This window comes from Streptomyces sp. NPDC058274, assembly GCF_042881375.1.
Classification (GTDB): Bacteria; Actinomycetota; Actinomycetes; order Streptomycetales; family Streptomycetaceae; genus Streptomyces.
In genome coordinates, this window is the sequence record NZ_JBHVXW010000003.1 from 58,387 (window position 1) to 80,151 (window position 21,765).

At 70.5% G+C, this 21,765-nt stretch carries 19 protein-coding genes; 11 read left to right on the forward strand and 8 right to left on the reverse strand.

Annotated features, from left to right (window positions below; genetic code table 11):
* Positions 1 to 10 precede the first annotated feature (10 nt).
* Entirely contained in the window at positions 11 to 1,420 is a 1,410-nt protein-coding gene (locus ACFVYF_RS07530; RefSeq protein ID WP_389452286.1) for a glycoside hydrolase family 16 protein, read from the reverse strand.
* Between the two features lie 217 nt (positions 1,421 to 1,637).
* A complete protein-coding gene (locus ACFVYF_RS07535) occupies positions 1,638 to 2,888 on the reverse strand; it encodes an Ig-like domain-containing protein (RefSeq protein WP_389453561.1) in 1,251 nt (416 codons plus the stop codon).
* Between the two features lie 184 nt (positions 2,889 to 3,072).
* Between ACFVYF_RS07535 and ACFVYF_RS07540 the strand changes: the two genes are divergently transcribed.
* Complete coding sequence (locus ACFVYF_RS07540; protein WP_389452289.1) at positions 3,073 to 3,714, forward strand: DeoR/GlpR family DNA-binding transcription regulator; 642 nt, start codon at positions 3,073 to 3,075, stop codon at positions 3,712 to 3,714.
* Positions 3,711 to 5,078, forward strand: a complete 1,368-nt coding sequence (locus ACFVYF_RS07545; RefSeq protein ID WP_389452292.1) for a 6-phospho-beta-glucosidase — start codon at positions 3,711 to 3,713, stop codon at positions 5,076 to 5,078. Before ACFVYF_RS07540 ends, ACFVYF_RS07545 begins: the two co-directional genes overlap by 4 nt.
* Positions 5,079 to 5,139: 61 nt before the next feature.
* On the opposite strand, the gene ACFVYF_RS07550 is transcribed toward ACFVYF_RS07545, so the two are convergent.
* Both ACFVYF_RS07550 and ACFVYF_RS07555 read right to left on the reverse strand, forming a co-directional pair.
* A complete protein-coding gene (locus tag ACFVYF_RS07550; protein WP_389452295.1) occupies positions 5,140 to 6,825 on the reverse strand; it encodes a carbohydrate binding domain-containing protein in 1,686 nt (561 codons plus the stop codon).
* A 136-nt stretch (positions 6,826 to 6,961) separates the two neighbouring features.
* On the reverse strand, positions 6,962 to 8,164 hold the full coding sequence (locus tag ACFVYF_RS07555) for an ATP-grasp domain-containing protein (RefSeq protein ID WP_389452298.1): 1,203 nt from the start codon (positions 8,162 to 8,164) through the stop codon (positions 6,962 to 6,964).
* Between the two features lie 286 nt (positions 8,165 to 8,450).
* On the opposite strand from ACFVYF_RS07555, the gene ACFVYF_RS07560 reads away from it, so the two are divergent.
* Both ACFVYF_RS07560 and ACFVYF_RS07565 read left to right on the forward strand, forming a co-directional pair.
* The gene (locus ACFVYF_RS07560) at positions 8,451 to 9,359 is read left to right on the forward strand and encodes a metallophosphoesterase family protein (protein ID WP_389452301.1); all 909 of its coding nucleotides are present in this window, start codon (positions 8,451 to 8,453) and stop codon (positions 9,357 to 9,359) included.
* Positions 9,307 to 9,996 (forward strand): 4'-phosphopantetheinyl transferase, encoded by a 690-nt coding sequence (locus ACFVYF_RS07565; RefSeq protein WP_389452304.1) that lies wholly within the window; start codon positions 9,307 to 9,309, stop codon positions 9,994 to 9,996. The genes ACFVYF_RS07560 and ACFVYF_RS07565 overlap by 53 nt, the downstream gene beginning before the upstream one ends.
* An 80-nt stretch (positions 9,997 to 10,076) precedes the next feature.
* Here the strand turns inward: ACFVYF_RS07565 and ACFVYF_RS07570 are convergent, their stop codons facing one another.
* Positions 10,077 to 10,307 carry a hypothetical protein gene (locus ACFVYF_RS07570; RefSeq protein ID WP_389452308.1) on the reverse strand — a complete coding sequence of 77 codons (231 nt, stop codon included), beginning with the start codon at positions 10,305 to 10,307 and terminating at the stop codon, positions 10,077 to 10,079.
* 319 nt (positions 10,308 to 10,626) lie between these two features.
* On the opposite strand from ACFVYF_RS07570, the gene ACFVYF_RS07575 reads away from it, so the two are divergent.
* Positions 10,627 to 11,670, forward strand: a complete 1,044-nt coding sequence (locus ACFVYF_RS07575) for an alpha/beta fold hydrolase (RefSeq protein WP_389452315.1) — start codon at positions 10,627 to 10,629, stop codon at positions 11,668 to 11,670.
* A gap of 32 nt (positions 11,671 to 11,702) precedes the next feature.
* On the opposite strand, the gene ACFVYF_RS07580 is transcribed toward ACFVYF_RS07575, so the two are convergent.
* From ACFVYF_RS07580 to ACFVYF_RS07590, 3 genes are read right to left on the reverse strand one after another with little or no spacing between them, the layout of a single operon-like run.
* Positions 11,703 to 12,908 carry an MAB_1171c family putative transporter gene (locus ACFVYF_RS07580; protein ID WP_389452318.1) on the reverse strand — a complete coding sequence of 402 codons (1,206 nt, stop codon included), beginning with the start codon at positions 12,906 to 12,908 and terminating at the stop codon, positions 11,703 to 11,705.
* A gap of 23 nt (positions 12,909 to 12,931) precedes the next feature.
* Complete coding sequence (locus ACFVYF_RS07585; protein WP_389453564.1) at positions 12,932 to 13,462, reverse strand: toxin-antitoxin system, toxin component; 531 nt, start codon at positions 13,460 to 13,462, stop codon at positions 12,932 to 12,934.
* Positions 13,463 to 13,494: 32 nt separating this feature from the next.
* Positions 13,495 to 14,151, reverse strand: a complete 657-nt coding sequence (locus ACFVYF_RS07590; RefSeq protein WP_389452321.1) for a helix-turn-helix domain-containing protein — start codon at positions 14,149 to 14,151, stop codon at positions 13,495 to 13,497.
* Positions 14,152 to 14,372: 221 nt separating this feature from the next.
* Between ACFVYF_RS07590 and ACFVYF_RS07595 the strand changes: the two genes are divergently transcribed.
* The 6 genes from ACFVYF_RS07595 (at position 14,373) to ACFVYF_RS07620 (ending at position 21,743) form a co-directional block, all read left to right on the forward strand.
* A complete protein-coding gene (locus ACFVYF_RS07595; RefSeq protein ID WP_389452324.1) occupies positions 14,373 to 15,029 on the forward strand; it encodes a hypothetical protein in 657 nt (218 codons plus the stop codon).
* 286 nt (positions 15,030 to 15,315) lie between these two features.
* Positions 15,316 to 16,314 (forward strand): LacI family DNA-binding transcriptional regulator, encoded by a 999-nt coding sequence (locus ACFVYF_RS07600; RefSeq protein ID WP_389452327.1) that lies wholly within the window; start codon positions 15,316 to 15,318, stop codon positions 16,312 to 16,314.
* A 562-nt stretch (positions 16,315 to 16,876) separates the two neighbouring features.
* Positions 16,877 to 18,229 carry an ABC transporter substrate-binding protein gene (locus tag ACFVYF_RS07605; protein ID WP_389452330.1) on the forward strand — a complete coding sequence of 451 codons (1,353 nt, stop codon included), beginning with the start codon at positions 16,877 to 16,879 and terminating at the stop codon, positions 18,227 to 18,229.
* A gap of 8 nt (positions 18,230 to 18,237) precedes the next feature.
* Positions 18,238 to 19,206, forward strand: a complete 969-nt coding sequence (locus tag ACFVYF_RS07610) for a carbohydrate ABC transporter permease (RefSeq protein ID WP_389452333.1) — start codon at positions 18,238 to 18,240, stop codon at positions 19,204 to 19,206.
* Complete coding sequence (locus ACFVYF_RS07615) at positions 19,203 to 20,078, forward strand: carbohydrate ABC transporter permease (RefSeq protein ID WP_389452336.1); 876 nt, start codon at positions 19,203 to 19,205, stop codon at positions 20,076 to 20,078. The genes ACFVYF_RS07610 and ACFVYF_RS07615 overlap by 4 nt, the downstream gene beginning before the upstream one ends.
* 54 nt (positions 20,079 to 20,132) lie before the next feature.
* Complete coding sequence (locus ACFVYF_RS07620) at positions 20,133 to 21,743, forward strand: glycoside hydrolase family 13 protein (protein ID WP_389452338.1); 1,611 nt, start codon at positions 20,133 to 20,135, stop codon at positions 21,741 to 21,743.
* Positions 21,744 to 21,765: the final 22 nt, after the last annotated feature.

A 21,765-nucleotide genomic window follows, 5' to 3' on the forward strand; every position in this document is an offset into this window, starting at 1 on the left:
AGGCGGACCGTCAGTGACCGAAGTCGAACCAGTTGACGTTCACGAAGTCCGCCGGCTGTCCGCTGGAGAAGGTCAGATAGACGTCGTGGGTGCCGGTGACACCGGAGACGTTCGCCGGGACCGTCCGCCAGCTCTGCCAGCCGCCGGTGTTGCCGAGCGCGAAACTGCCGACGGGGGCGCTGGTACGGCTGTCCAGGCGCACCTCGACCAGACCGCTGACGCCGCCCGCCGCGCCGCTCGCCACGCGCCCGCGGAACTGACGCGCCGCCGAGGAACCGAAGTCGACGCCCTTGTAGAGGGCCCAGTCGCCGTTGCCGAGCGCGCTGATGTCCTGGCCGCCGCCCGAGTCGGTGGTCGACTCGGTGCTCACGCCGCCCTGGTCGTCGTACGACTCGGCCTGGACCGCGCTGTAGGCGTCACGGTTGCCGGACGGGGGCGGGGTCGTGCCGCCGCCGCTCGTCGACTGGAGGACCTGGACGTAGTCGACCACCAGTGGGTGGCCGGGGGCCGTGCCGCCGTCCGGGCCACCGCCGAAGGCGGCCGGGAACTCGCCGCCCATCGCCACGTTCAGGATGATGAAGTAGCCGTGGTTGGTGGCGTTGGTCCAGGTCGTGGCGTCGACCTGACTCTGCCTGACCGTGTGGAAGTTGACGCCGTCGAGAGAGAAGCGCATCTCCTGGACGCTCGTCGACCTGTCCCACTCGACGGCGTAGGTGTGGAAGCCGGCCTGACAGGTCGTGCCCGTACAGGCCCGCTGCCCGCCGATGCCGGACTTCTCGTTGCAGGGGCCGCCCGGGCTGGTGCCGCAGTGCATCGTGGCCCACTCGTTGTTGATGCCCTGGACGTTCTCCAGGATGTCGAGTTCGCCGACGCCGGGCCAGTTCCACCAGTTGCCGCGGTAAGGGGCGCCCAGCATCCAGAAAGCGGGCCAGTAGCCCTTGGCGGCGGCGCCGGTGACGTTCGGCATCTGGATCCGGGCCTCGACGCGCAGTGTGCCGCCGGCGGGCGGCTGGAAGTCGGCGCGGTTGGTCTCGACCCGGCCGGAGGTCCAGTTGCCCGCCGCGTCGCGCCGCGGGGTGATCCGGAGGTTCCCTGCCCCGTCGAGCGAGACGTTGTCGGTGCTGGAGGTCATCGTCTCGACTTCGCCGGTACCGAAGTTGGCGGGTCCGCCCGGATAGCTCGTGCCCGTCGTGTAGCGCCAGTTGGTGGTGTTGACACCGGCTCCGGCGGCGCCGTTGAAGTCGTCGAGGAAGACCTGGGACCAGCCGGTGGGCGGCGGGGGAGCGGAGGCGTCGGCGGGCAGGGTGACGGCCGTGGCCGCGGCTGCCGCGAGGCTGAGGGTGCTGAACACGGCGATGAGCACCCGCCGTAGGGGGCGGCGTCTGCCTGGTGTGGCCGGTGTGCCGGACGGTTCACTCATGGTGTGCCTCTTCGGGTACGGAGTGAGTGCGCGGGTGAGGATGAGAGCGCTCTCAGCACAAGTGAGAGCGCTCTCAACAGCGGCTGCGCCGACAATGTGCTCTCCGTCACTCCGGTCGTCAAGAGGTGAAGCCGAGAAAGCCTCTTGGTCGTTCGAGAGTTCACGCCGTGAAAGAAGTACCGCGCGAAGTAAGGGGAGTTGGGTGCGGGGGAGGTCCCTAGAGGGCGCTGCCCGCCTGCCAGTCGGACCACGACAGGTTCCACCCGTTGAGGCCGTTGGACGGGGCGACCGTGCCGTCGCCCGAGTTCTTCACCACGACCACGTCTCCGAGCATCGAGCTCTTGTAGAACGCGTAGCCCGGCGTGGAGTTGTCGTTCGCGCCCTGGCTGTCCCGCAGTCCGATGCAGCCGTGACTGGCGTTGGTGGTGCCGAAGACGGAGGCGGCGGCCCAGTAGTTGCCGTGGATGAAGGTGCCGGAGGTGGTCAGACGCTGGGCGTGCGGCACGTCCGGGATGTCGTACTCGTCGCCGAGTCCCACGGTCGAGGACTCCATCCGGGTCTCCTTGAACCGTTCGCTGATCACCATGATCCCGGCCCAGGTGGTGTGGTCGGCGTCGCCTCCGGTGACGGGATAGGTGGCCAGGTCCTTGCCGTCCCGCCGTACGGTCATCGTCTTCTTCGCGAGGTCGACCGTGCTGATCTGCTCGCGGCCGATGTGGAAGACCACGTCCTTGGACTGCGTGCCGTAGACGCCGTCCGTGCCCTCGACGTCCCTGAGGCGCAGGCTCAGCGTGATCTTCGTGCCGGCCGCCCAGTACTGCTCGGGCCGGAAGTCCAGCCGGGTGTCGCTGAACCAGTGGCCGACCACGTCGACCGCGGGCTCGGCCGTCACCGTGATCGCCTTCTGGACGGCGGCCCGGTCCTTGACCGCCCGGGTGAAATTGATCGACACGGGCATGCCGACACCGGACGTCGAATTCGCCTCGGGCGTGAAATAGCCCACGAAAGTTGCCCCGGGTGCTTTCGTGGAGAACTCCGCCGTGTATTTCCCGGCGTCCTGTGCCTTCACTGTGACCGAGTAGGCGGTGTCCGAGTACGGGTTTCTTCCGGACGTCCATCGCGTACGGGCGTCATTGAAGGAACCGGTCAGGGTGGAGCCGTCGTCGCCGGTGATGTCGACGGACGAGAGCGTGCCGTCGGCCACGGTCACCTCGACCGGCTTCGCGAAGTCGGCCCCCTTCGTGCCGTCCGCCGGGGTGACGGTGATGGTCGGCGCCTTGACCTGGGACTTTGCTGTCCCGGACGGTGTCGGGTCCGTCCCGCCGGTGGCGCTCTTCGTCTCCGAGGCGTCCGCCGGTCCACTGCACGCCGTCAGGACACCGGCCGGCACCGCACCGAGGACGGCGAGCACCCCGCGCCGGGACCACATCTGCTGTTCGGACCGGTTCGATATCTCGGGGACGCCCACAGCATGCCTTTCCTGGATGACCATCAGTGCTGGTGCATCCTGCGCCCCTTTCATGGGTTGATCCTGTGAATCCAGGGGGTCGTTCCTGAGATTCCCGTGAGGACGCGCTGAGAGAAGGCCGACGCGCTCGCTCACGTCCACTACCGCATGAGTCGAGCAGAACTGTGCGTAGAAGCGATGGGATATGACGAGTACTGTTCACGGCGTGCCGGCAGAGCGACGACGTCAACTCATCCTGCGGGCCCTGCGCTCCGGCGGTCCCGCGGCCGTGAGCGACCTCTGCGAACAGCTCGGCGTGAGCCCGGCCACGGTCCGCCGTGACCTGGTGAAGCTGGAGGAGGACGGTCTGCTGACGCGGGTGCACGGCGGCGCGGTCGTGGACGAGGGCGACCAGCCCTTCGCCGAGGTCGCCGAGATGCACGTGCCCGAGAAGGACGCCATAGCGGCCCGGGCCGCATCCCTGGTCGAGGACGGTCAGTCGGTCCTCCTCGACATCGGCACCACCGCCTTCCGGCCGGCCCGGCAGCTGCACGCCGACCGGCTCTTCCTCGGCACCAGCGGAGTGCGGCCCGGCGGGCAGGTGATGGACACGACCGTCGTCGAGGTACCGGTCAAGCGCGCCATGATCGAGGCAGGGGAGCGGGTGGTCCTGCTCGCCGACCGGGCCAAGTTCCCCGGGACGGGCATGGCGAAGGTGTGCGGCCCGGACGAGCTGGATGCAGTGGTGACGAACGCGCCGGTGGACGCGGTGACGCGGTCCTCCCTGGAGGAAGCGGGCGTGCAAGTGGTCGTGGCAGGAGAGCCAGGAAAGGCAGGAGCGGCGTGAAGCTGACGATTCTGGGTGGCGGCGGGTTCCGGGTGCCGCTCGTGTACGGGGCGCTCCTCGGGGACCGCGCCGAGGGCCGCGTCACCCAGGTCGTGCTGCACGACCTGGACGCGGGACGCCTGTCGGCCGTGGCCCGCGTCCTCGCCGAGCAGGCCGCCGGCGATCCGGACGCACCCGGGGTGAGTGTCACCACCGACCTCGACGACGCTCTGCGCGGCGCCGACTTCGTCTTCTCCGCGATCCGTGTCGGCGGTCTCGAAGGCCGTGCCGCGGACGAGCGGGTCGCCCTCGACGAGGGTGTCCTCGGCCAGGAGACGGTCGGCGCCGGCGGCATCGCGTACGGCCTGCGCACGGTCCCCGTCGCCGTCGACATCGCGCGGCGCGTGGCCCGTCTCGCCCCGGACGCCTGGGTCATCAACTTCACCAACCCCGCCGGGCTGGTCACCGAGGCCATGTCCCGCCATCTCGGCGACCGGGTGATCGGCATCTGCGACTCACCGGTCGGCCTCGGCCGCCGCATCGCCCGGGTGCTCGGCGCCGATCCCCGCGAGGCCTGGATCGACTACGTCGGTCTCAACCACCTCGGCTGGGTACGGGGCCTGCGCGTCGCGGGCCGGGACGAACTCCCGCGCCTGCTCGCCGACCCCGAACTGCTCGGCTCCTTCGAGGAGGGCAAGCTCTTCGGCACCGAGTGGCTGCGGTCCCTGGGCGCGGTCCCGAACGAGTACCTGCACTACTACTACTTCAACCGCGAGACGGTACGGGCCTACCAGCAGGCCGACAAGACCCGGGGTGCCTTCCTGCGCGACCAACAGGCCCGTTTCTACGACGAGATGAAGCGCCCGGACGCCGCCGCCCTGACCGCCTGGGACCGTACACGCGCCGAACGCGAGGCCACGTACATGGCGGAGAACCGGGACGCGGCCGGCGCCGGCGAACGCGACGCGGACGACCTGTCCGGCGGATACGAGAAGGTCGCCCTCGCCCTGATGCGGGCCATCGCCCGCGACGAGCGCACCACCCTGATCCTCAACGTCCGCAACCGCGGCACCCTTTCGGTGCTCGACGCGGAGGCCGTCATCGAAGTGCCGTGCCTGGTCGACGCCAACGGCGCGCACCCCGTCACCGTCGACCCGCTGCCGGACCACGCCACCGGTCTCGTGTGCGCCGTCAAGGGCGTGGAACGGGAGGTCCTCGCCGCGGCCGAGAGCGGTTCCCGTACGACCGCGGTGAAGGCCTTCGCCCTGCACCCGCTCGTGGACTCGGTCAATGTGGCGCGCAGACTGCTCGACGGCTACACGGCCGTCCACCCCGGCCTCGGGTATCTCAAGAGGCGCTCGTCCACCTCGCCGACGGCACCGTGACGATCGCCCAGGTGAGAGGGCCCGGCCGTCGCCGACGGCCGGGCCCTCCCACCCTGGAGCGTCAGCCGGTGAACCCGGCCGTGATGGACGTGAACTGCCAGTTGTTCTGGCTGATCCCCGAGCAGTTGCTCACCACGCCGCCACCGGGGCAGGGCCGGTCGCGGTTGACGGACCAGAAGGCGAGCCGGGCGATGTGGTGCGAGTTCGACCAGTCACGGATCTGCGTCCAGATCGCCGGAGTGGTGTTCTCCTGCTGGTCGCTGAGACCGTTCATCCCGGAGATGCCGATGTGCGCGTAGGCCGTCGCGTCGTCCCAGCCGAAGGTCGACTTGAGCTTGGTCTTGAGACCTTCGGAGGCGCCCACCGTGTTGCCGTACATGTCGGAGCCGCCACCGAAGTCGAACGGCATGATCGTGAAGACGTCGATGTTGGCGTTGAGCGCCTTGGACTGCTCGATGAGCCGGTTGCCCCAGGACGTCGGGCCGGTCGTCGAGGTGCCGAAGGTGACGATCGTGCGCAGGCCCGGGTTGTTCGTCTTGACCGTCTTCAGCGCGGTCAGGATGCGGTCCTGGACCGCGGCGTTCTCGAACTCGTCGGTGTTCTCGATGTCCATGTCGATCGCCTTGAGGCCGTAGGCGTCGATCACCTTCTGCAGCGCCGCGGTCAGCGCGCTCGCGGAGGAGCAGTTGGCGCCGAGCTTGCTGCCGGACCAGCCACCGAACGACGGGACGATGTCACCGCCCGCCGACCGGATCGAGTTGATGACACTCTGGTCGTTGCCGCCGGTCAGTGGCCGGCTGCCGTCCCAGGCGGGGTTGCAGCCGCCGGAGTCGAGCATGAACGCCATGGTGTACCACTTGATGCCGGTCGAGCTCATCACCGACGTCGCGCTCGGCGGATCGCCCCAGCCGAGGTAGAGGTAGGGCGCGGCCTGCTTGAAGCCGGTGCCCCCGCCGGTGCCCGCGTCGGTCGTCACACTCAGCGCGTTGGAGGCGCCCGAGGTGTTCCCGGCCGCGTCGCGCGCCTTCACCGTGAAGGTGTAGGCCGTGCTGGGGGAGAGCCCGCTGACCGTCGCGCTCGTGCCCGAGACGCTCAGCACCTGGTTCGAGCCGCTGTAGATGTCGTACGCGGTGACGCCGACGTTGTCCGTCGAGGCGTTCCACGCCAGCGACACGCTCGACGAGGTCTTGGCGGTGGAGCGCAGACTCGCCGGCGCCGTCGGGGCCTGGCTGTCCGAGCCACCGCCGCCGGGACCGTCCAGGCTGATGTCGTCCGCGTAGTAGGTGCCCTGCCCGTACCAGCCATGGGTGTAGATCGTGGCGCTGGTCTGCGAGGCACCGGTCGTGAAGGACACGGTCAGCTGGCTGTACGTCGAGGTGGAGGTCGTCCACGTGGAGGCTCCGCCGTCCACGCCGAGGTACACATAGCTGCCGCGTACCCAGCCCGAGAGGCTGTAGGTGGTGTTCGGCTGGACCGACACGGTCTGGCTGCATTTGGCGTTGTCACTCGAACTCGCGGCTCCCGCAAGGGCTTTGGTGCCGCCGTGCACGGGACTGGAGACGACCGAGCCCAGGTTCCCCGTGCAGGTCCAGGGGGAGAGGCTGCCCGATTCGAGGCCGGGGTTGGACAGGATGTTGGCCGCTTGGGCCGTGCCGGGCAGGGCGACCGCCCCGGCCAGAGCCAGAGCGGCGGAGCCGAGCAGGGCGAGGAAAGTGCGTCTGGAGCGTCGGAAAGGTGTGATGCGCACGCGATCTCCCTGGTGAAATGGGGGTGTTCGGGAGTGCTGGAGGTGCGCAACCAAGTTGGTATGGACCAATGTGGCTGTCAAGACACTGTGCGCGGATTGGTCCAGACCGGTAGTTCCGACGGTGTGGGGAAAGCGGCTATGCGGGTGCGATGGCGGCGGGAGCGCTCGCGGTGACGGGGGCCGTGACGGGCCCGGCGGCGGGTTCCGCGACCGGCCTCGGAGCGGCCTCCGCGTCCGGGGCGAGTGCGGCGGTGGCCTGGGCGGGCACGGCCGGGAGGGTCGGGGCCGGGGTCTCCGTGCGCTGCTGCGGCAGCGACACCGGGCGCAGCGGACGGGGGCCCGCGACCACGGTGTAGTCGTGCGCGAGACGCGACGGAACCAGCTCGCCCGGGTCCTCGCCGAGTGCCAACCGTACGGCCGCCCAAGGGGCGTTGATCCCGCACAGCGCGAGCTGGTGCAGCCCGCCCGCGGGCCGGGTGTTGACGTCCATGAGAACGGGCTCGTCCCCGTACATCCGGAACTGAATGTTCGTCAGATAGTGCAGCTCGAACGCCTCCGCGATCCGGCGCGCCGGATCGATCCAGGAGGGATGCAGCGTGAAGCCGCGGCGCCGCCCGTTCTTGGTGCGGCCCACCGCCATCCGCACCCGGCCGTCGGGCCCGGTGAGGCAGTCGACGGACACCTCCGGCTGCTCCAGACGCGGCATCACCAGCCAGTCGACGGGCCGCTCGGCCTGCCGCACCGCCTCCATCACCAGATCGAGTGGCATGTAGGGGCTCGGGAACCCGTTGAGATGCGAGAGGGAGAAAGGGTCGCGCGTGATGATGCGGAAGCCCACCCCGCCCGCGCCCGCCGCCGGCTTGAAGCACGCCTTGTGGCCGGCCTCCTCCAGCGCCTCGACCGCGGTCAGCAGCTCCTCCGCCGTCCGCACCCGCCACCACGGCGGCACCGGAATGCCCTGCGCCTGGAGCGCCTCGTACGCCGTCACCTTGTCGTGGAAGACGGCCACGGCCTCGGCGGGCGGCGCGAGCAGAGCCGTACCCAGCGCGGCGAACTCGGCGCGGTGCGCCACGATCGCCGCCTGGTAGAGGACGGGGACGAAGACATCGATGCCATGCCGCGCGCACTGGTCCAGCGCGTACTCGACGTAAGCCGCCGGGGAGAGACCCTCCGGCTCCAGCGCGGCGATGTCGGCCGCGGCCAGGATGGGGGAGTCGGCGTCGCCGTGCGTGGCGTGGATCTCGACGGGCCGGTCGTGCGGATTGCACCGCAGCTGATCCATGAAGAACACGTTCTCCGCGTACGTGCGGTTGAGCCAGACGCGTACGCGAGAGCCCATGCAGGCCGCCTTTCACAGATTCCGGGCACAGCGGAGCAGGCCGTGCCCGGCCAGGGGGGAGGGAGGTACACCGAGCCGCCGTACGCCGTGGGACGGCTCGTGACAGCTGTGTTGGGGCGATCATAGGGGGCGCGGGGCACCTGTGACGCTACGGGCGTGTTACGGATTCCCCGGATGTGGACGCGGGTGCGCGCCACGGCGACGCCGTGCCCGGTCGGACGGCCCTTGTCCGGGGCAGGGCAGATGTGTTCTTGTGTTCCCATTCGGGTTCGCGGAGGGGGCGGGAGTGGAGTCGACGGCCGACCGTCCGGGACAGCTGCTGGCCATCAGCGACCTGCACATCGGATACGCCGAGAACCGCGCCCTCGTCGAGGCCATGCGCCCCACGTCCGACGGCGACTGGCTGCTGGTCGCCGGAGACGTCGCGGAGACCGTGGCCGACATCCGCTGGGCCCTCGGCACACTCGCCGGCCGCTTCAGCAAGGTGATCTGGGCCCCCGGCAACCATGAGCTGTGGACGCACCCGAAGGACCCCGTCACCCTGCGCGGCACCGCCCGCTACGAGCATCTGGTCGCCCTCTGCCGCGACCTCGGCGTGCTCACCCCGGAGGACCCCTACCCGGTGTGGAACGGGCCGGGCGGTCCCGCGGTCGTGGCACCCCTGTTCCTGCTGTACGACTACTCGTTCCTGCCGCCGGGGTGCGCGACCAAGGCCCAGGGCCTGGCCTACGCGGAATCGACCGGCATCGTCTGCACCGACGAGCACGTCCTGCACCCCGATCCCTACCCCAGCCGCGACGCCTGGTGCCGGGCCCGGATCGCCGAGACCGAGCGCCGGCTCGCCGAACTGCCCGAAGACCTGCCGACAGTGCTGGTCAACCACTACCCGCTGGACCGGCACCCCACCGACATCCTGCGCTACCCCGAGTTCGCGATGTGGTGCGGCACCCGGCTGACCGCCGACTGGCACCGCAGATTCCGCGCCGAGGTCATGGTCTACGGACATCTCCACATCCCGCGGACCACCTGGCACGAGGGCGTCCGCTTCGAAGAGGTGTCCGTGGGCTACCCCCGCGAGTGGAGCAAGCGACCGGGACCGCCCGGCACGCTGCGCCGCATTCTGCCGATGGAGGTCGGAGCAGGTGATCGAGGAACTGCTCCCGGATCCGGTCGTGGCCGTGGAGACACACGGTGACGACGAGACCGGGCGCGCCACGCTGTACCCCGGGGAAGAGGCGCTGATCGCGCGTGCCGTGGAGAAGCGGCGTCGCGAGTTCACCGCGGCGCGCGCCTGTGCCCGGCGCGCCATGGAGAAGCTCGGCGTGGCCCCGCAGGCCGTCCTCACCGGGGAGCGCGGAGCGCCCCTGTGGCCGGAGGGTGTGGTCGGCAGCATGACGCACTGCGAGGGCTACTGCGCCGCCGCACTGGTCCGCGCCGCCGACCTGGCCTCCCTCGGCATCGACGCCGAGCCCCATCTCCGGCTCCCGGACGGCGTCCTCGCCTCCATCGCCCTGCCCGCGGAGCTGGAGCGCCTGCGCCGGCTGAGCGCCGACACCCCCGAAGTCCACTGGGACAGGCTGCTCTTCAGCGCCAAGGAGTCCGTCTACAAGGCGTGGTTCCCGCTCACGGAGAAGTGGCTGGACTTCTCCGAGGCGGACATCTCCATCTCGAGGGACCCGGCGTCCGGGAGCACGGCCCCGTCGGGCCGCTTCCGCGCCGAACTCCTCGTCCCCGGCCCGCTGTTGGGCCACGAACGCGTCCGGGCCTTCGACGGACGCTGGACCGTGCAGCGGGGGCTGCTGGCGACGGCGGTCAGCGTGCCGCACCCCTGAGCCCGTCCCGCGGATCACGCGGTGGGTCGCGGGCCGGCCAGGGCGAGCACCGGCCCGTCGGGCCCACCATCCGCAGACAGTCAGCCGGGGTCGGGGCACCAGTCGTGCAGCAGGCGGAAGAACGCCTCCTCGTTGCCCGCGAGGCCGGCCGCCGCCAGGGCCCGCTCCGCCTCCGCCAGGGCGGCGGGCGGCACCACGGGTGGCCGGTGGCCGTCCGGCGGACCGTCGAACGCCGCTCGTACGGTGCGGAGCAGACGCAGATAGGCCTGGACGGCGGCGCGTTCGTGATCGGTCAGTACGGCGGTCGGCATCGGTCGGCTCTCCCCTGGTCGGCTTGTCGAAGCGGTACGTGTCGTGACCGTTCGTGCGCTGCGGACACCCCCGGCGCGGCAGCGGCCAACAGCGCTTCCGCCCCCGGCGCACCGGTGGTACGACTCCAGCTTGCCGTCCACCACTGACAATCCGGTTTCTCCCCCATTCCCGACTTCGCTCGGGCGGGGCGCCGGCGCGGCTCTGCGCCCGCTTAGCGGAGGCGAAACCTCCCGGAAATCCCTGGTGGGACAAGGGCCCTACGCTGGAGTGAAAGGTGGGGAACCACCGCTTGCGCGGCCTGGATCAGGAGGCGAGACCGTGACCGACGTACCGCCTCGGCGTCCGCGGCGCAGCGGACGGCTGCGCCCGGTGGGCGACGGGGAACTGCGACTGCGGTTCCGTGTCGTGCACGGCTACCGGCGCGCCTACCGCATGGCGGGGGAGGGCCCGCCGCTCGTCCTGATCCACGGCATCGGCGACTCGTCGGCGACCTGGGCGGAGCTGATCCCCGACCTCGCCCGCAGCCACACCGTCATCGCGCCCGATCTGCTCGGCCACGGCGCCTCGGACAGGCCGCGGGCCGACTACTCGGTGGCCGCGTACGCGAACGGGGTGCGTGATCTGCTCACCACCCTCGGCGTCGAGTCCGCCACCCTCGTCGGGCACTCGCTCGGCGGCGGGGTCGCCATGCAGTTCGCGTACCAGTTCCCCGAGCGCACCGAGCGGCTCATCCTGGTCAGCGCGGGCGGCGTCGGCCGCGAGGTCAACCCCGTACTGCGGGCGGTCTCCCTGCCGGGGGCGCATCTCATGCTCTCCACACTGCGGTTGCCCGGCATGCGGTTCCAAGTGGGCCTGTTCGCACGGGTCATGCGGCTCCTCGACACCGACCTGGGGCAGGACGCACCGGAGTTGCTCACGCTCGTGGACGCGCTGCCCGACACGAACTCCCGCAGCGCGTTCATCCGCACGCTGCGCGCTGTGGTCGACTGGCGCGGACAGGCGGTGACGATGCTCGACCGCTGCTATCTGACCGAGGGCATGCCGACGATGCTGCTGTGGGGCGACCGGGACAGCGTGGTGCCGGTACGGCACGCGTACGGCGCGCACGAGGCGATGCCGGGCAGCCGTCTGGAGATCTTCGAGGGCGCGGGACACTTCCCCTTCCACAGTGACCCGAGCCGCTTCGTCTCCGTCGTCGAGGAGTTCACCAGCACCACCGACCCGGCCGACTGGAGCCGTGAGCACTGGCGCGGACTCCTGCGTGCCGGCCGGCCCGGCAGCGCCGCCGGGCAGCCCGACACGGCGCGCAGCCGTGCGGCGGAACGCGACCTGCGGGAGGCGAGCGAACGCAGCGCGACCTGACGGCCGCGGGCCCCCGACCCGGGCGGCCCGGGTCAGTACGCCCGCTGCCCGCGGTCGGCCGGCGAGGGCGCCGTGGCCCCTTCGCGGGCGGCCGCGACGACCGGCGACCGCCGCAGGGCGAGGGACATCCGCACGAGATCGCGCGGGCCGTCGGTGGGCGCGGACGGCTCCGCGGCCGCGGCCGAGCTGATGACTTCGCCGTCCGGGTCGGCGGCCCTGGCCCGCACTGCCGCCGTCACCATCGCCGCGTCGGCCTCGGCGTGCGCCTGCGCGGGATCCGTGCCCGCCGCGACGGCCGCGGCGTAGGCACGTGAGCGCACCTCCGCGTCGAAGTAGGGGTTCAGGCCCAGCAGGCCGTCGTGGATGTCGGACTCCCGCTGGGTCACCAGGAGTTCGGCGGACGACCACCAGGAGATCCGCACCCCGCGGTCCTGGTGCACGGAGACCGAACGCAGCTCGCGCCACAGCGGCCCGAGCCTGCGGTACGTCGACCAGGTGTGCCAGCTGTCCCCGAGACGCCGGCAGGCGAGCGGAAGACAGAAGCCGAGCGCGGTGAACTGGGCGCCCGCGGAGGCCAGTACAGGTGCCACATTGGTGCTCAGGCCGTCCAGGTCGCCGCCGTTCCAGCGCGCGGCCACGGCCGTCAACTTGGCGGCCGCGTAAGGGATGTTGAAGAGGAAGCCGACGGCGATCGTGAGCAGCCCGGCACGCAGCCAGCCGCTCACCTGAAGCGCCCAGCGCCAGCACATCACGTTCATCGCTACGCCCGAGACGGTGAGGGCGACGAGATAGAGCACGATCATCTCTCGGATGAACGGTGTGTTGGCGTAGTAGGTGTCGAGGTCCCGCAGCCGCTCCCGGGGAGTGTCGCCGAGGGCGAAGAGCACGATCAGCGTGACGCTCACCAGGCTGTATCCGGCGATCCAGCGCCGGGTGATCCGGCGGGTCACCTCGGGCGGGCCGCCGCGCCAGTACACGATGAGGACGAGACAGGAGCCGCTGAAGGCGCTCAACAGGCAGTAGACCAGCGGTGCCGAGACATTGGGGATCCCGGTGAGGTCGTTGACCTCGGTGATCGTCGGCGGGGCCGCGAAGAAGAACACCAGCGCGGCCAGGGCCAGCAGGACGCCCACGGACCGCAGCAGCGGATCGCGCCAGCCGCGCAGGAGGGCGGGCGCCTTGAAGGCGAGGGCCACGCCCATGGTGGCGGCCGGGATGTAGTAGCTGGGTCCGTCCATCGTCGTCGGCGTCTCCCGGGCGGTCAGCCCTGCGGACCGCGATAGCCCAGGGACGCCTCGATCCGGCCCGCCAGGCCGTCCCGCCGAACGGGCCCGCGCAGCGCCGAACCGGCCAGCCACGTACGGCACTTGCTGGCGAGCAGCAGGCCGAAGCTTTCGGCCTCCTTCTCGTCGCGGAGGTCGAACCGGGTGCGCGCCGCCACCTTCAGTACCGTCGCCTGAAGGTCCGCGTCGTCGCTGAGGAGCCGGGCCGCGACGGCCGCGCCCTCGACGTGATGGCTGCAGTGCCCTGCCTTCATGTGCCACAGCTCGTGTCCGAGGATGACCAACTGGTGGTCGGGGGCGGTGCGTTGCTCGATGACGACGAGGTCCTGGTCGGCCATGTCGAGCCACAGCCCGCTGGCGGTGCCGGGCGGGAACGCGGCCGTACGGTACTGCACAGGGCGTCCGCGGCGCCTGCTCATGGCGCCGCACAGAGCGGTGTACAGATCGGCGGGTTCCGCCGGCGCCGGGAGCGAGAGTTCCGCGACCAGTTCACCGCACAGGCGGCGCATGTCCTTGCCGATGCCCACAGTTCTCCCCCGGATCACGACTCGGGCCGCTTGACGCTTTCCAGGAGCATGTCCAGCCATTCCGCGACCTTGTCCCGGTGCTGGTCGGTGGGCAGCTGGGCGGCCCGCCAGGCGATCCCGCGGACGCCGTGGTCCTGCAGCAGCCGCTCCAGCGGGTCGTCGGCGGCCAGGGCGGCCGCGCGCTCGCGGTCGGCGAGCTGTTGGAGGAGTTCCTGCTCGCAGCGCTGGAGAGCGCCCGCGAGCGCCTCGGGGTCCTCGGCCGTGAGGAAGCCGGCATGGACGCGGAAGAACCGCTGGATCGCGTCGCAGTGCTCCATGGTGGGGCGCCGGTCGCCGTTGATGAGGGCGCCCGCCTGTTGACGCGACATTCCCGCGCCGTCGGCTATCTCCTGCTGCGTGTATCTGCGTCCGTTGGGCTTGAGCCGGGTGCGGCGCAGGAGGTCGAAGCGCTGCAGAAAGCGCGTCTGCAGATCGGGCTCGCCGGCGGGCCGGCCGCTCAACAGGGCCCTGACCACCGGATCGGGGACGCCGGACTCGGCCGAGAGCCGGTGGACGTCGAAGACCTCGCCCTGCTGCACACCGAGCCGGTCTGCGAGAGCGGTGACCCGGGCCACGACGGCCGGCAGCAGAACCGTCGCCGTGGCGCCCGGAACCTCGAAGCCATCCGTCACTGACAGATCTCCTACGTCTCTCTCAGGTAATTCACAAGATGCTCAGGAACCATCCGGAGACTATCCGCTTGTTCGAACCCACATCCAGGTCTCGCCACAACTGTGGCGAGATTCAGCCGTCAACAGGCGGCGAATGCCACGATAGTTGACACGCCTCCTCAACGGGCAGCAGGATCAAGGCGCCGCGTGAAGGCCGCATAGGCAAGAGGGGTGACCTCCCGATGGCGTACCAGGCAGGAGGGCAGCGGTCTCAGCCGCGGCCCGTTCCCGAGAGTCTCGAAGCGCAGGCGTATCTCCAGGACTACGCCGCACTTCTCGAGGCCCTCCCTTTCCCTTCGGTCGTGTTCGACCATCGCTGGGACGTCGTCCTGTCCAACCCCGCGTTCGAGACACTTTTCCGCGGAGTCGGCCCCCATCCGACCGCCATGCCGGGCGACAACTTCCTCCGGTTCGTCCTGTTCCATCCGGACGCGGGCATGATCCTCGGTGATCACGAGTCGAGTTGGTGCCTGCCGATGCTCGCCCACTTCGCGGCCTCACTGGAGCGGCACGGGCAGGACCGCGGTCTGCAGTCGATCCGCCGGGACATCGCCCAGGATCCGATCATGGAAGCCGCCTACCGGCACGGGCTGCCGCACTGGATCCGCGCCGTCGGAGCGGACGCCGTGGAGCACGACGGCGCCGTCCGCCCTCTCGTGCACCCCGACCCGCGCTGGGGCCGCACGGACTGCCGGATCGTCGGGGAGACCCCCAACACCCTGCAGAACATGGGTTATACGCGGATGACGCTGGTGCTGCGCGAGCCGCGCAAGGCGACACCCGCGCCGCGCAGGACCCGTGTCCCCCGACACGGCACCGCGCATCTCAGGGTCGTGTAACTCCCGTCCCCGGAGCCCCTGTTCGTCCCCTCTCGTCGTTCGTCGGTGCTGTGCTCCCGCCGTCGGCGGCTCCCGGGTGATGCCCGGGTGCCACCACCTACGGTCCGCCGCCGAGGCCCGCCGAGGCCCACCGCTGGGCCGAGTGGTCCCGTGACGGCGGCTGCGTCCGCCCTCGCCCCGGTAGGGACACGTGCGGGAGGCTTCCCTGACAGGCCCGCCGGATCGCACGACAAGTAGTCCGACGATTGCGCAAGCGGTTTGCATCGCTTGCGCTATTCTTGCGGTCATGACGCGACGACTTGCTCAGGTGGCGAAGAAGGTCGGGGTCAGCGAGGCCACGGTCAGCCGGGTGCTCAACGGCAAGCCGGGAGTCTCCGATGCCACCCGGCAGTCGGTGCTCTCCGCCCTCGACGTCCTCGGCTACGAGCGGCCCACACAGCTGCGCGGCGAACGTGCCCGTCTCGTCGGCCTGGTACTGCCGGAACTGCAGAATCCGATCTTCCCCGCGTTCGCCGAAGTGATCGGCGGCGCGCTCGCGCAGCTCGGGCTGACTCCGGTGCTGTGCACCCAGACCAAGGGCGGCGTCTCCGAGGCGGACTACGTGGAGCTGCTGCTCCAGCAGCAGGTCTCCGGAGTGGTCTTCGCGGGCGGTCTGTACGCCCAGGCCGACGCTCCGCACGACCACTACCGGCAGCTCGCGGACCGCAAGATTCCGGTAGTCCTGGTCAACGCGTCCATCGAGCACCTGGGCTTCCCGGGCGTCTCGTGCGACGACGCCGTCGCCGTCGAGCAGGCGTGGCGGCACCTGGCCTCCCTGGGGCACGAACGGATCGGGCTGGTGCTCGGCCCCGCCGACCACATGCCCTCCCAGCGCAAACTCGCCGCGGCCCGGGCCTTCGGCGCCGATCTGCCCGAGGAGCACGTCGCCCGGGCCATGTTCTCCCTGGAGGGCGGCCAGGCGGCCACCACCCGGCTGCTGGACCGCGGGGTGACCGGCATCATCTGCGCCAGCGACCCACTCGCCCTCGGGGCCGTGCGCGCCGCCCGCCGCAAGGGACTCGCCGTCCCGTCCGACGTGTCGGTCGTCGGTTACGACGACTCCGCGTTCATGAACTGCACCGAGCCCCCGCTGACCACCGTCCGCCAGCCCATCGAGGCGATGGGGCGAGCGGCCGTCGAGCTGCTGAACGCCCAGATCGGCGGCAGCGCCGTACCGGCCGAAGAGCTGTTGTTCGAGCCGGAGCTGGTGGTCCGGGGCTCGACCGCGCAGGCGCCCCGCGCCTGAGCCGCCACGTCCCCCCGGGCTCGGTCGTCGAGCCCCCGCGGCCCGCGCGAGCGCGCCGCCCCTGAGCCCTGCCCCGCGCCCCGCCCGGGTGCCCCGCCGTCGAGCCCGCGTCCCGCCCCGGGCGCCCCGCTGTCGACCCCGGTGGCCGGCCCGCGCACCGGGCCGGTGCGCAGCCGTGGGCGAGCCCGGTCGCACGGCCCGGTCGAATCGCTCCCGGGTCCCTGCGCATCGCGCGAGGCCCTTCTCGGACGTGGCTGCCCGAGGGCCCGTCGCTGCCGGGCGGACGCCGCCCGTCCGCGCGCCGCGCCCCCGGCTCCGGCCCCGCGCGAAAGCGCACTGCAACGGGATCCGGTCACCAGCGCAAACGTCTCGCCGCTTCGGGCTCCATCGCGCAAGTGCGCACCGCTGAGATCCAATCCGCTGTCAAATAATTACGGATTCTGCGCGACATCTTGCGGACAGCTGTCCCCGGTGCTTGAGTGTGCGGCGCCAGACACGGTCGTCGCACCACCCGGTGTGCCGCCGTGGGCCTTCCCTGCGCCTGCCCAAGAGGGGTCCACCGATGAGAAGTCCCGGGTTCCGCCGTACCTGCACCACGCTCATGGCATCCGCCCTTGCGCTCACCGCCGTCTCCGCGTGCGGGTCGGGCGACGACGGCAAGGCGGGTGGCAAGACCCGCATCACGGTCAACTGCGAACCGCCCAAGAGCGCCAAGGTCGACCGTTCGTTCTTCGAGGCCGACGTCAAGGCCTTCGAGAAGCAGAACCCGGACATCGACGTCGTCCCGCATGACGGGTTCCCCTGTCAGGACCCCAAGACGTTCGACGCGAAGCTCGCCGGCGGTCAGATGGAGGACGTCTTCTACACGTACTTCACGGATGCCAAGCACGTCGTCGACATCAACCAGGCCGCCGACCTCACGCCGTACGTGAAGGACCTGAAGAGCTACAGCACCATCCAGCAGCAGCTGCGCGACATCTACACCGTCGACGGCAAGATCTACGGGATCCCGCGCACCGGCTACTCGATGGGGCTGATCTACAACAAGAAGCTCTTCGAGAAGGCCGGCCTCGACCCCGAGAAGCCCCCGGCCACCTGGGAGGAACTCCGCGCCGCGGCCAAGAAGATAGCCGCGCTCGGCAACGGCACCGTCGGCTACGCCGACTACAGCGCGCAGAACCAGGGCGGCTGGCACTTCACCGCCGAGCTGTACTCGCAGGGCGGCAACGTGGTCAGCGAGGACGGGAAGAAGGCCACCGTCGACACCGCCGAGGGCAAGGCGGTCCTGCAGAACCTCAAGGACATGCGCTGGACCGACAACTCCATGGGCAGCAAGCAGCTCCTCATCCTGAACGACGTCCAGCAGATGATGGGCTCCGGGAAGCTCGGCATGTACCTCTCCGCGCCCGACAACATCCCGATCCTCGTCAAGGAGAAGGGCGGCAACTACAAGGACCTGGCGCTGGCCCCGATGCCCGGCGGCAAGGGCACGCTCATCGGCGGCGACGGCTACATGTTCAACAAGAAGGCCACCCCGGCGCAGATCAAGGCCGGCCTCATGTGGCTCGACAGCATGTTCCTGACGCCCGGTGACGGCTTCCTCGGCGACTACGCCCGCGCCAAGAAGAACGACGCGCCCGTGGGCCTGCCCGAGCCCCGGCTCTTCACCGGCGCGGCCGACGCCAAGGACCAGCAGGTCAAGAAGGCCAACGCCAACGTGCCGGTGGAGAACTACCAGGCCTTCCTGGACGGCAACCAGAACCTGGACATGAAGATCGAGCCGCCGCAGGCCCAGCAGATCTACTCGGTCCTCGACGGCGCCGTCTCCGCCGTGCTCACCAAGAAGGACGCCGACATCGACAAGCTGCTGAAGGACGCGTCCGGCAAGATCGACTCCATTCTGGCCCGGGGCTGACACCGTTCATGAAGACCGCATCGAAGCCCGCAGCACTCCCTCCGGCCGCCGTCGGCGTGCCGGAGGGGCCGCGGTCGGCCGGGCGCCGGACGGGGAGTCCGTTGCGCCGGCGCCTGGCCGACCAGCTGCGTGCGTACGCCTTCCTGACCGGCGGCCTGCTCTGCTTCGCGCTGTTCTCCTGGTATCCGGCTATCCGCGCGGTCGTGATCGCCTTCCAGAAGTACACGCCCGGGTCCGGCGGGGAGTGGGTCGGTACGGCCAACTTCACCCGCGTCTTCCACGACCCGGAGTTCACCGCGGCCTGGCGCAACACCCTGACCTTCACGCTCATCGCCCTGCTCATCGGCTTCGCCGTGCCGTTCCTGATGGCGCTGGTGCTCAACGAACTGCGGCACGCGAAGGCCTTCTTCAGGGTCGTGGTGTACCTGCCGGTGATGATCCCGCCGGTGGTCAGCGCCCTGCTGTGGAAGTGGTTCTACGATCCCGGGGCGGGCCTCGCCAACGAGGCGCTGCGCTTCGCGCACCTGCCGACCTCGAACTGGTCCAACGGCGCCGACACCGCGCTCGTCTCGCTCGTCATCGTCGCCACCTGGGCCAACCTCGGCGGCACCGTCCTCATCTACCTCGCCGCGCTGCAGGGCATCCCCGGTGAGCTGTACGAGGCGGCCGAGCTGGACGGCGCGAGCATCTGGCAGCGCATCCGCCATGTGACGATCCCGCAGACCCGCTTCATCATCCTCATGCTGATGCTGCTGCAGATCATCGCCACGATGCAGGTCTTCACGGAGCCCTTCGTGATCACCGGCGGCGGTCCCGAGAACGCGACCGTCACCGTGCTCTACCTGATCTACAAGTACGCCTTCCTCTACAACGACTTCGGCGGCGCCTGCGCGCTCAGCGTGATGCTGCTCGTCCTGCTCAGCGCCTTCTCCGCGCTCTATCTGCGGCTGACCCGTTCCGGAGGAGAGGACTCGTGAGTACCCGCACGCTGGTTTCGCCCCTCACTCTCGCCCGCCCCCGCGGCAAGGCCCTCTACTGGACCGTCTTCACCGGCGTCGTCCTGCTCTTCGCACTCGCCTTCCTCTTCCCGGTCTACTGGATGGTGACCGGCGCGATGAAGTCGCCGGACGAGGTCACGCGCACACCTCCGACCCTCGTTCCCGAGCACTGGAGTCTCAGCGGCTACACCGACGCCTGGGACCTGATGGACCTGCCCACCCACCTGTGGAACACGGTGGTGCAGGCCGCGGGCGCGTGGATCCTCCAGCTGGTCTTCTGCACGGCCGCGGCCTACGCCCTGTCCAAACTGAGGCCCGCCTTCGGCAAGGTGATCCTCGGTGGCATCCTCGCCACACTGATGGTGCCGGCCCAGGCCCTGGTCGTACCGAAGTACCTGACCGTCGCCGATCTGCCGCTGATCCACACCAGCCTGCTGAACGACCCGCTCGGCATCTGGCTGCCCGCGGTGGCCAACGCCTTCAACCTCTATCTGCTCAAGCGGTTCTTCGACCAGATCCCGCGCGATGTCCTGGAGGCCGCCGAGATCGACGGCGCCGGCCGGCTGCGCACCCTCTGGTCGATCGTGCTGCCGATGTCCCGGCCGGTCCTGGGAGTCGTCTCGATCTTCGCCCTGGTCGCCGTCTGGCAGGACTTCCTCTGGCCGCTGATGGTCTTCTCCGACACCGACAAGCAGCCCATCAGCGTGGCGCTCGTCCAGCTGTCGCAGAACATCCCGCTGACCGTGCTCATCGCCTCGATGGTGATCGCCAGCATCCCGATGGTCCTGATGTTCCTGGTGTTCCAGCGGCACATCATCGCGGGGATCAGCGCGGGCAGCACGAAGGGCTGAGCCGCAGCCCCCTCCGGCGCCCCTTGACCCCCCTCGAACGAAAGGCAACGCACCGTGGGCCAGCCCCTCCCTGCCCGGAATCAGTCCGAGTGGTGGCGCTCCGCCGTCATCTACCAGGTGTACGTCCGCAGTTTCGCGGACGGTGACGGCGACGGCACCGGCGATCTCGCGGGCGTCCGCGCCAAGCTTCCGTACCTCGCCGAACTGGGCGTGGACGCCCTGTGGTTCAACCCCTGGTACCTCTCCCCGCTGGCCGACGGCGGCTACGACGTGGCCGACTACCGGACCATCGACCCGGCCTTCGGGACGCTCGCCGAGGCGGAGAAGCTCATCGTCGAGGCACGGGAACTGGGCATCCGCACCCTCGTCGACATCGTGCCCAACCACGTGTCCGACCAGCACGCCTGGTTCCGCGCGGCGCTGGTGGCCGGACCCGGCAGTCCCGAGCGGGAGCTGTTCCACTTCCGCCCCGGCCGTGGCGAGCACGGCGAACTCCCGCCCAACGACTGGCGGTCGCAGTTCGCGGGCTCGCCCGAGCCGGTCTGGACCCGGCTGCCCGACGGGGAGTGGTACCTCCATCTCTTCACCCCCGAGCAGCCCGACCTCAACTGGGCGCACCCGGCGGTCCGTCAGGAGCACGAGGACGTCCTGCGGTTCTGGTTCGAACGGGGTGTGGCCGGCGTCCGTATCGACTCGGCCGCGCTGCCCGTCAAGGACCCGGACCTGCCCGACTTCGTCGAGGGCCGCGACCCGCATCCGTACGTCGACCGCGACGAGCTCCACGACATCTACCGCTCCTGGCGCGCGGTCGCCGACGAGTACGACGGCATCTTCGTGGGCGAGGTCTGGCTCCCCGACACGGAGCGCTTCGCCCGCTATCTGCGCCCCGACGAACTGCACACCGCCTTCAACTTCTCCTTCCTGTCCTGCCCCTGGGACGCCACCCGGCTGCGGACGTCGATCGACGAGACGCTCGCCGAGCACGCCCCGGTCGGCGCGCCCGCCACCTGGGTGCTGTGCAACCACGACGTGACCCGCACGGTCACCCGCTACGGCCGCGAGGACACCGGCTTCGACTTCGCGACCAAGGCGTTCGGCACCCCGGAGGACCTCGCCCTCGGCACCCGCCGCGCCCGTGCCGCCGCCCTGCTGTCGCTGGCCCTGCCCGGAGCCGTCTACGTCTACCAGGGCGAGGAACTCGGCCTGCCCGAGGCGGAGATCCCGCGCGACCGGATCCAGGACCCGATGCACTTCCGCTCCGGTGGCACCGATCCCGGACGGGACGGCTGCCGTGTCCCGCTGCCGTGGACGGGCGACGCGCCCTACGCCGGCTTCGGCGGCGAGCCCTGGCTTCCGCAGCCCGCCGGCTGGCCCGCGTACGCGGCCGACCGCCAGAGCGCGGACCCCCGCTCGATGCTGCGCCTGTACCGGGAGGCCCTGCGCATCCGCCGCACCGAGCCCGGATTCGGCGACGGCCCGCTCGGCTGGCTGCCCGCACCCGAGGGCGTGCTCGCCTTCCAGCGCACCGACGGCCTGCGCTGTGTGGTCAACCTGTCCGGCACCCCGGCCGAGCTCCCCGCGCACCGTGCGCTGCTGCTCACCAGCGGCCCCCTGGACGACCAGGGGCGCCTTCCCCAGGACACGGCGGCCTGGCTGCGTGCCTGACCCCGCAGCCAGGCCGTCGAAC

Coding starts and splice junctions, on each gene's coding strand:
- ACFVYF_RS07600 (WP_389452327.1), top strand. CDS start 15,316: ATGACGCGACGACTTGCTCAGGTGGCGAAGAAGGTCGGGGTCAGCGAG.
- ACFVYF_RS07605 (WP_389452330.1), top strand. CDS start 16,877: ATGAGAAGTCCCGGGTTCCGCCGTACCTGCACCACGCTCATGGCATCC.
- ACFVYF_RS07585 (WP_389453564.1), bottom strand. CDS start 13,462: ATGCGCCGCCTGTGCGGTGAACTGGTCGCGGAACTCTCGCTCCCGGCG.
- ACFVYF_RS07540 (WP_389452289.1), top strand. CDS start 3,073: ATGACGAGTACTGTTCACGGCGTGCCGGCAGAGCGACGACGTCAACTC.
- ACFVYF_RS07610 (WP_389452333.1), top strand. CDS start 18,238: ATGAAGACCGCATCGAAGCCCGCAGCACTCCCTCCGGCCGCCGTCGGC.
- ACFVYF_RS07555 (WP_389452298.1), bottom strand. CDS start 8,164: ATGGGCTCTCGCGTACGCGTCTGGCTCAACCGCACGTACGCGGAGAAC.
- ACFVYF_RS07595 (WP_389452324.1), top strand. CDS start 14,373: ATGGCGTACCAGGCAGGAGGGCAGCGGTCTCAGCCGCGGCCCGTTCCC.
- ACFVYF_RS07530 (WP_389452286.1), bottom strand. CDS start 1,420: ATGAGTGAACCGTCCGGCACACCGGCCACACCAGGCAGACGCCGCCCC.
- ACFVYF_RS07580 (WP_389452318.1), bottom strand. CDS start 12,908: ATGGACGGACCCAGCTACTACATCCCGGCCGCCACCATGGGCGTGGCC.
- ACFVYF_RS07570 (WP_389452308.1), bottom strand. CDS start 10,307: ATGCCGACCGCCGTACTGACCGATCACGAACGCGCCGCCGTCCAGGCC.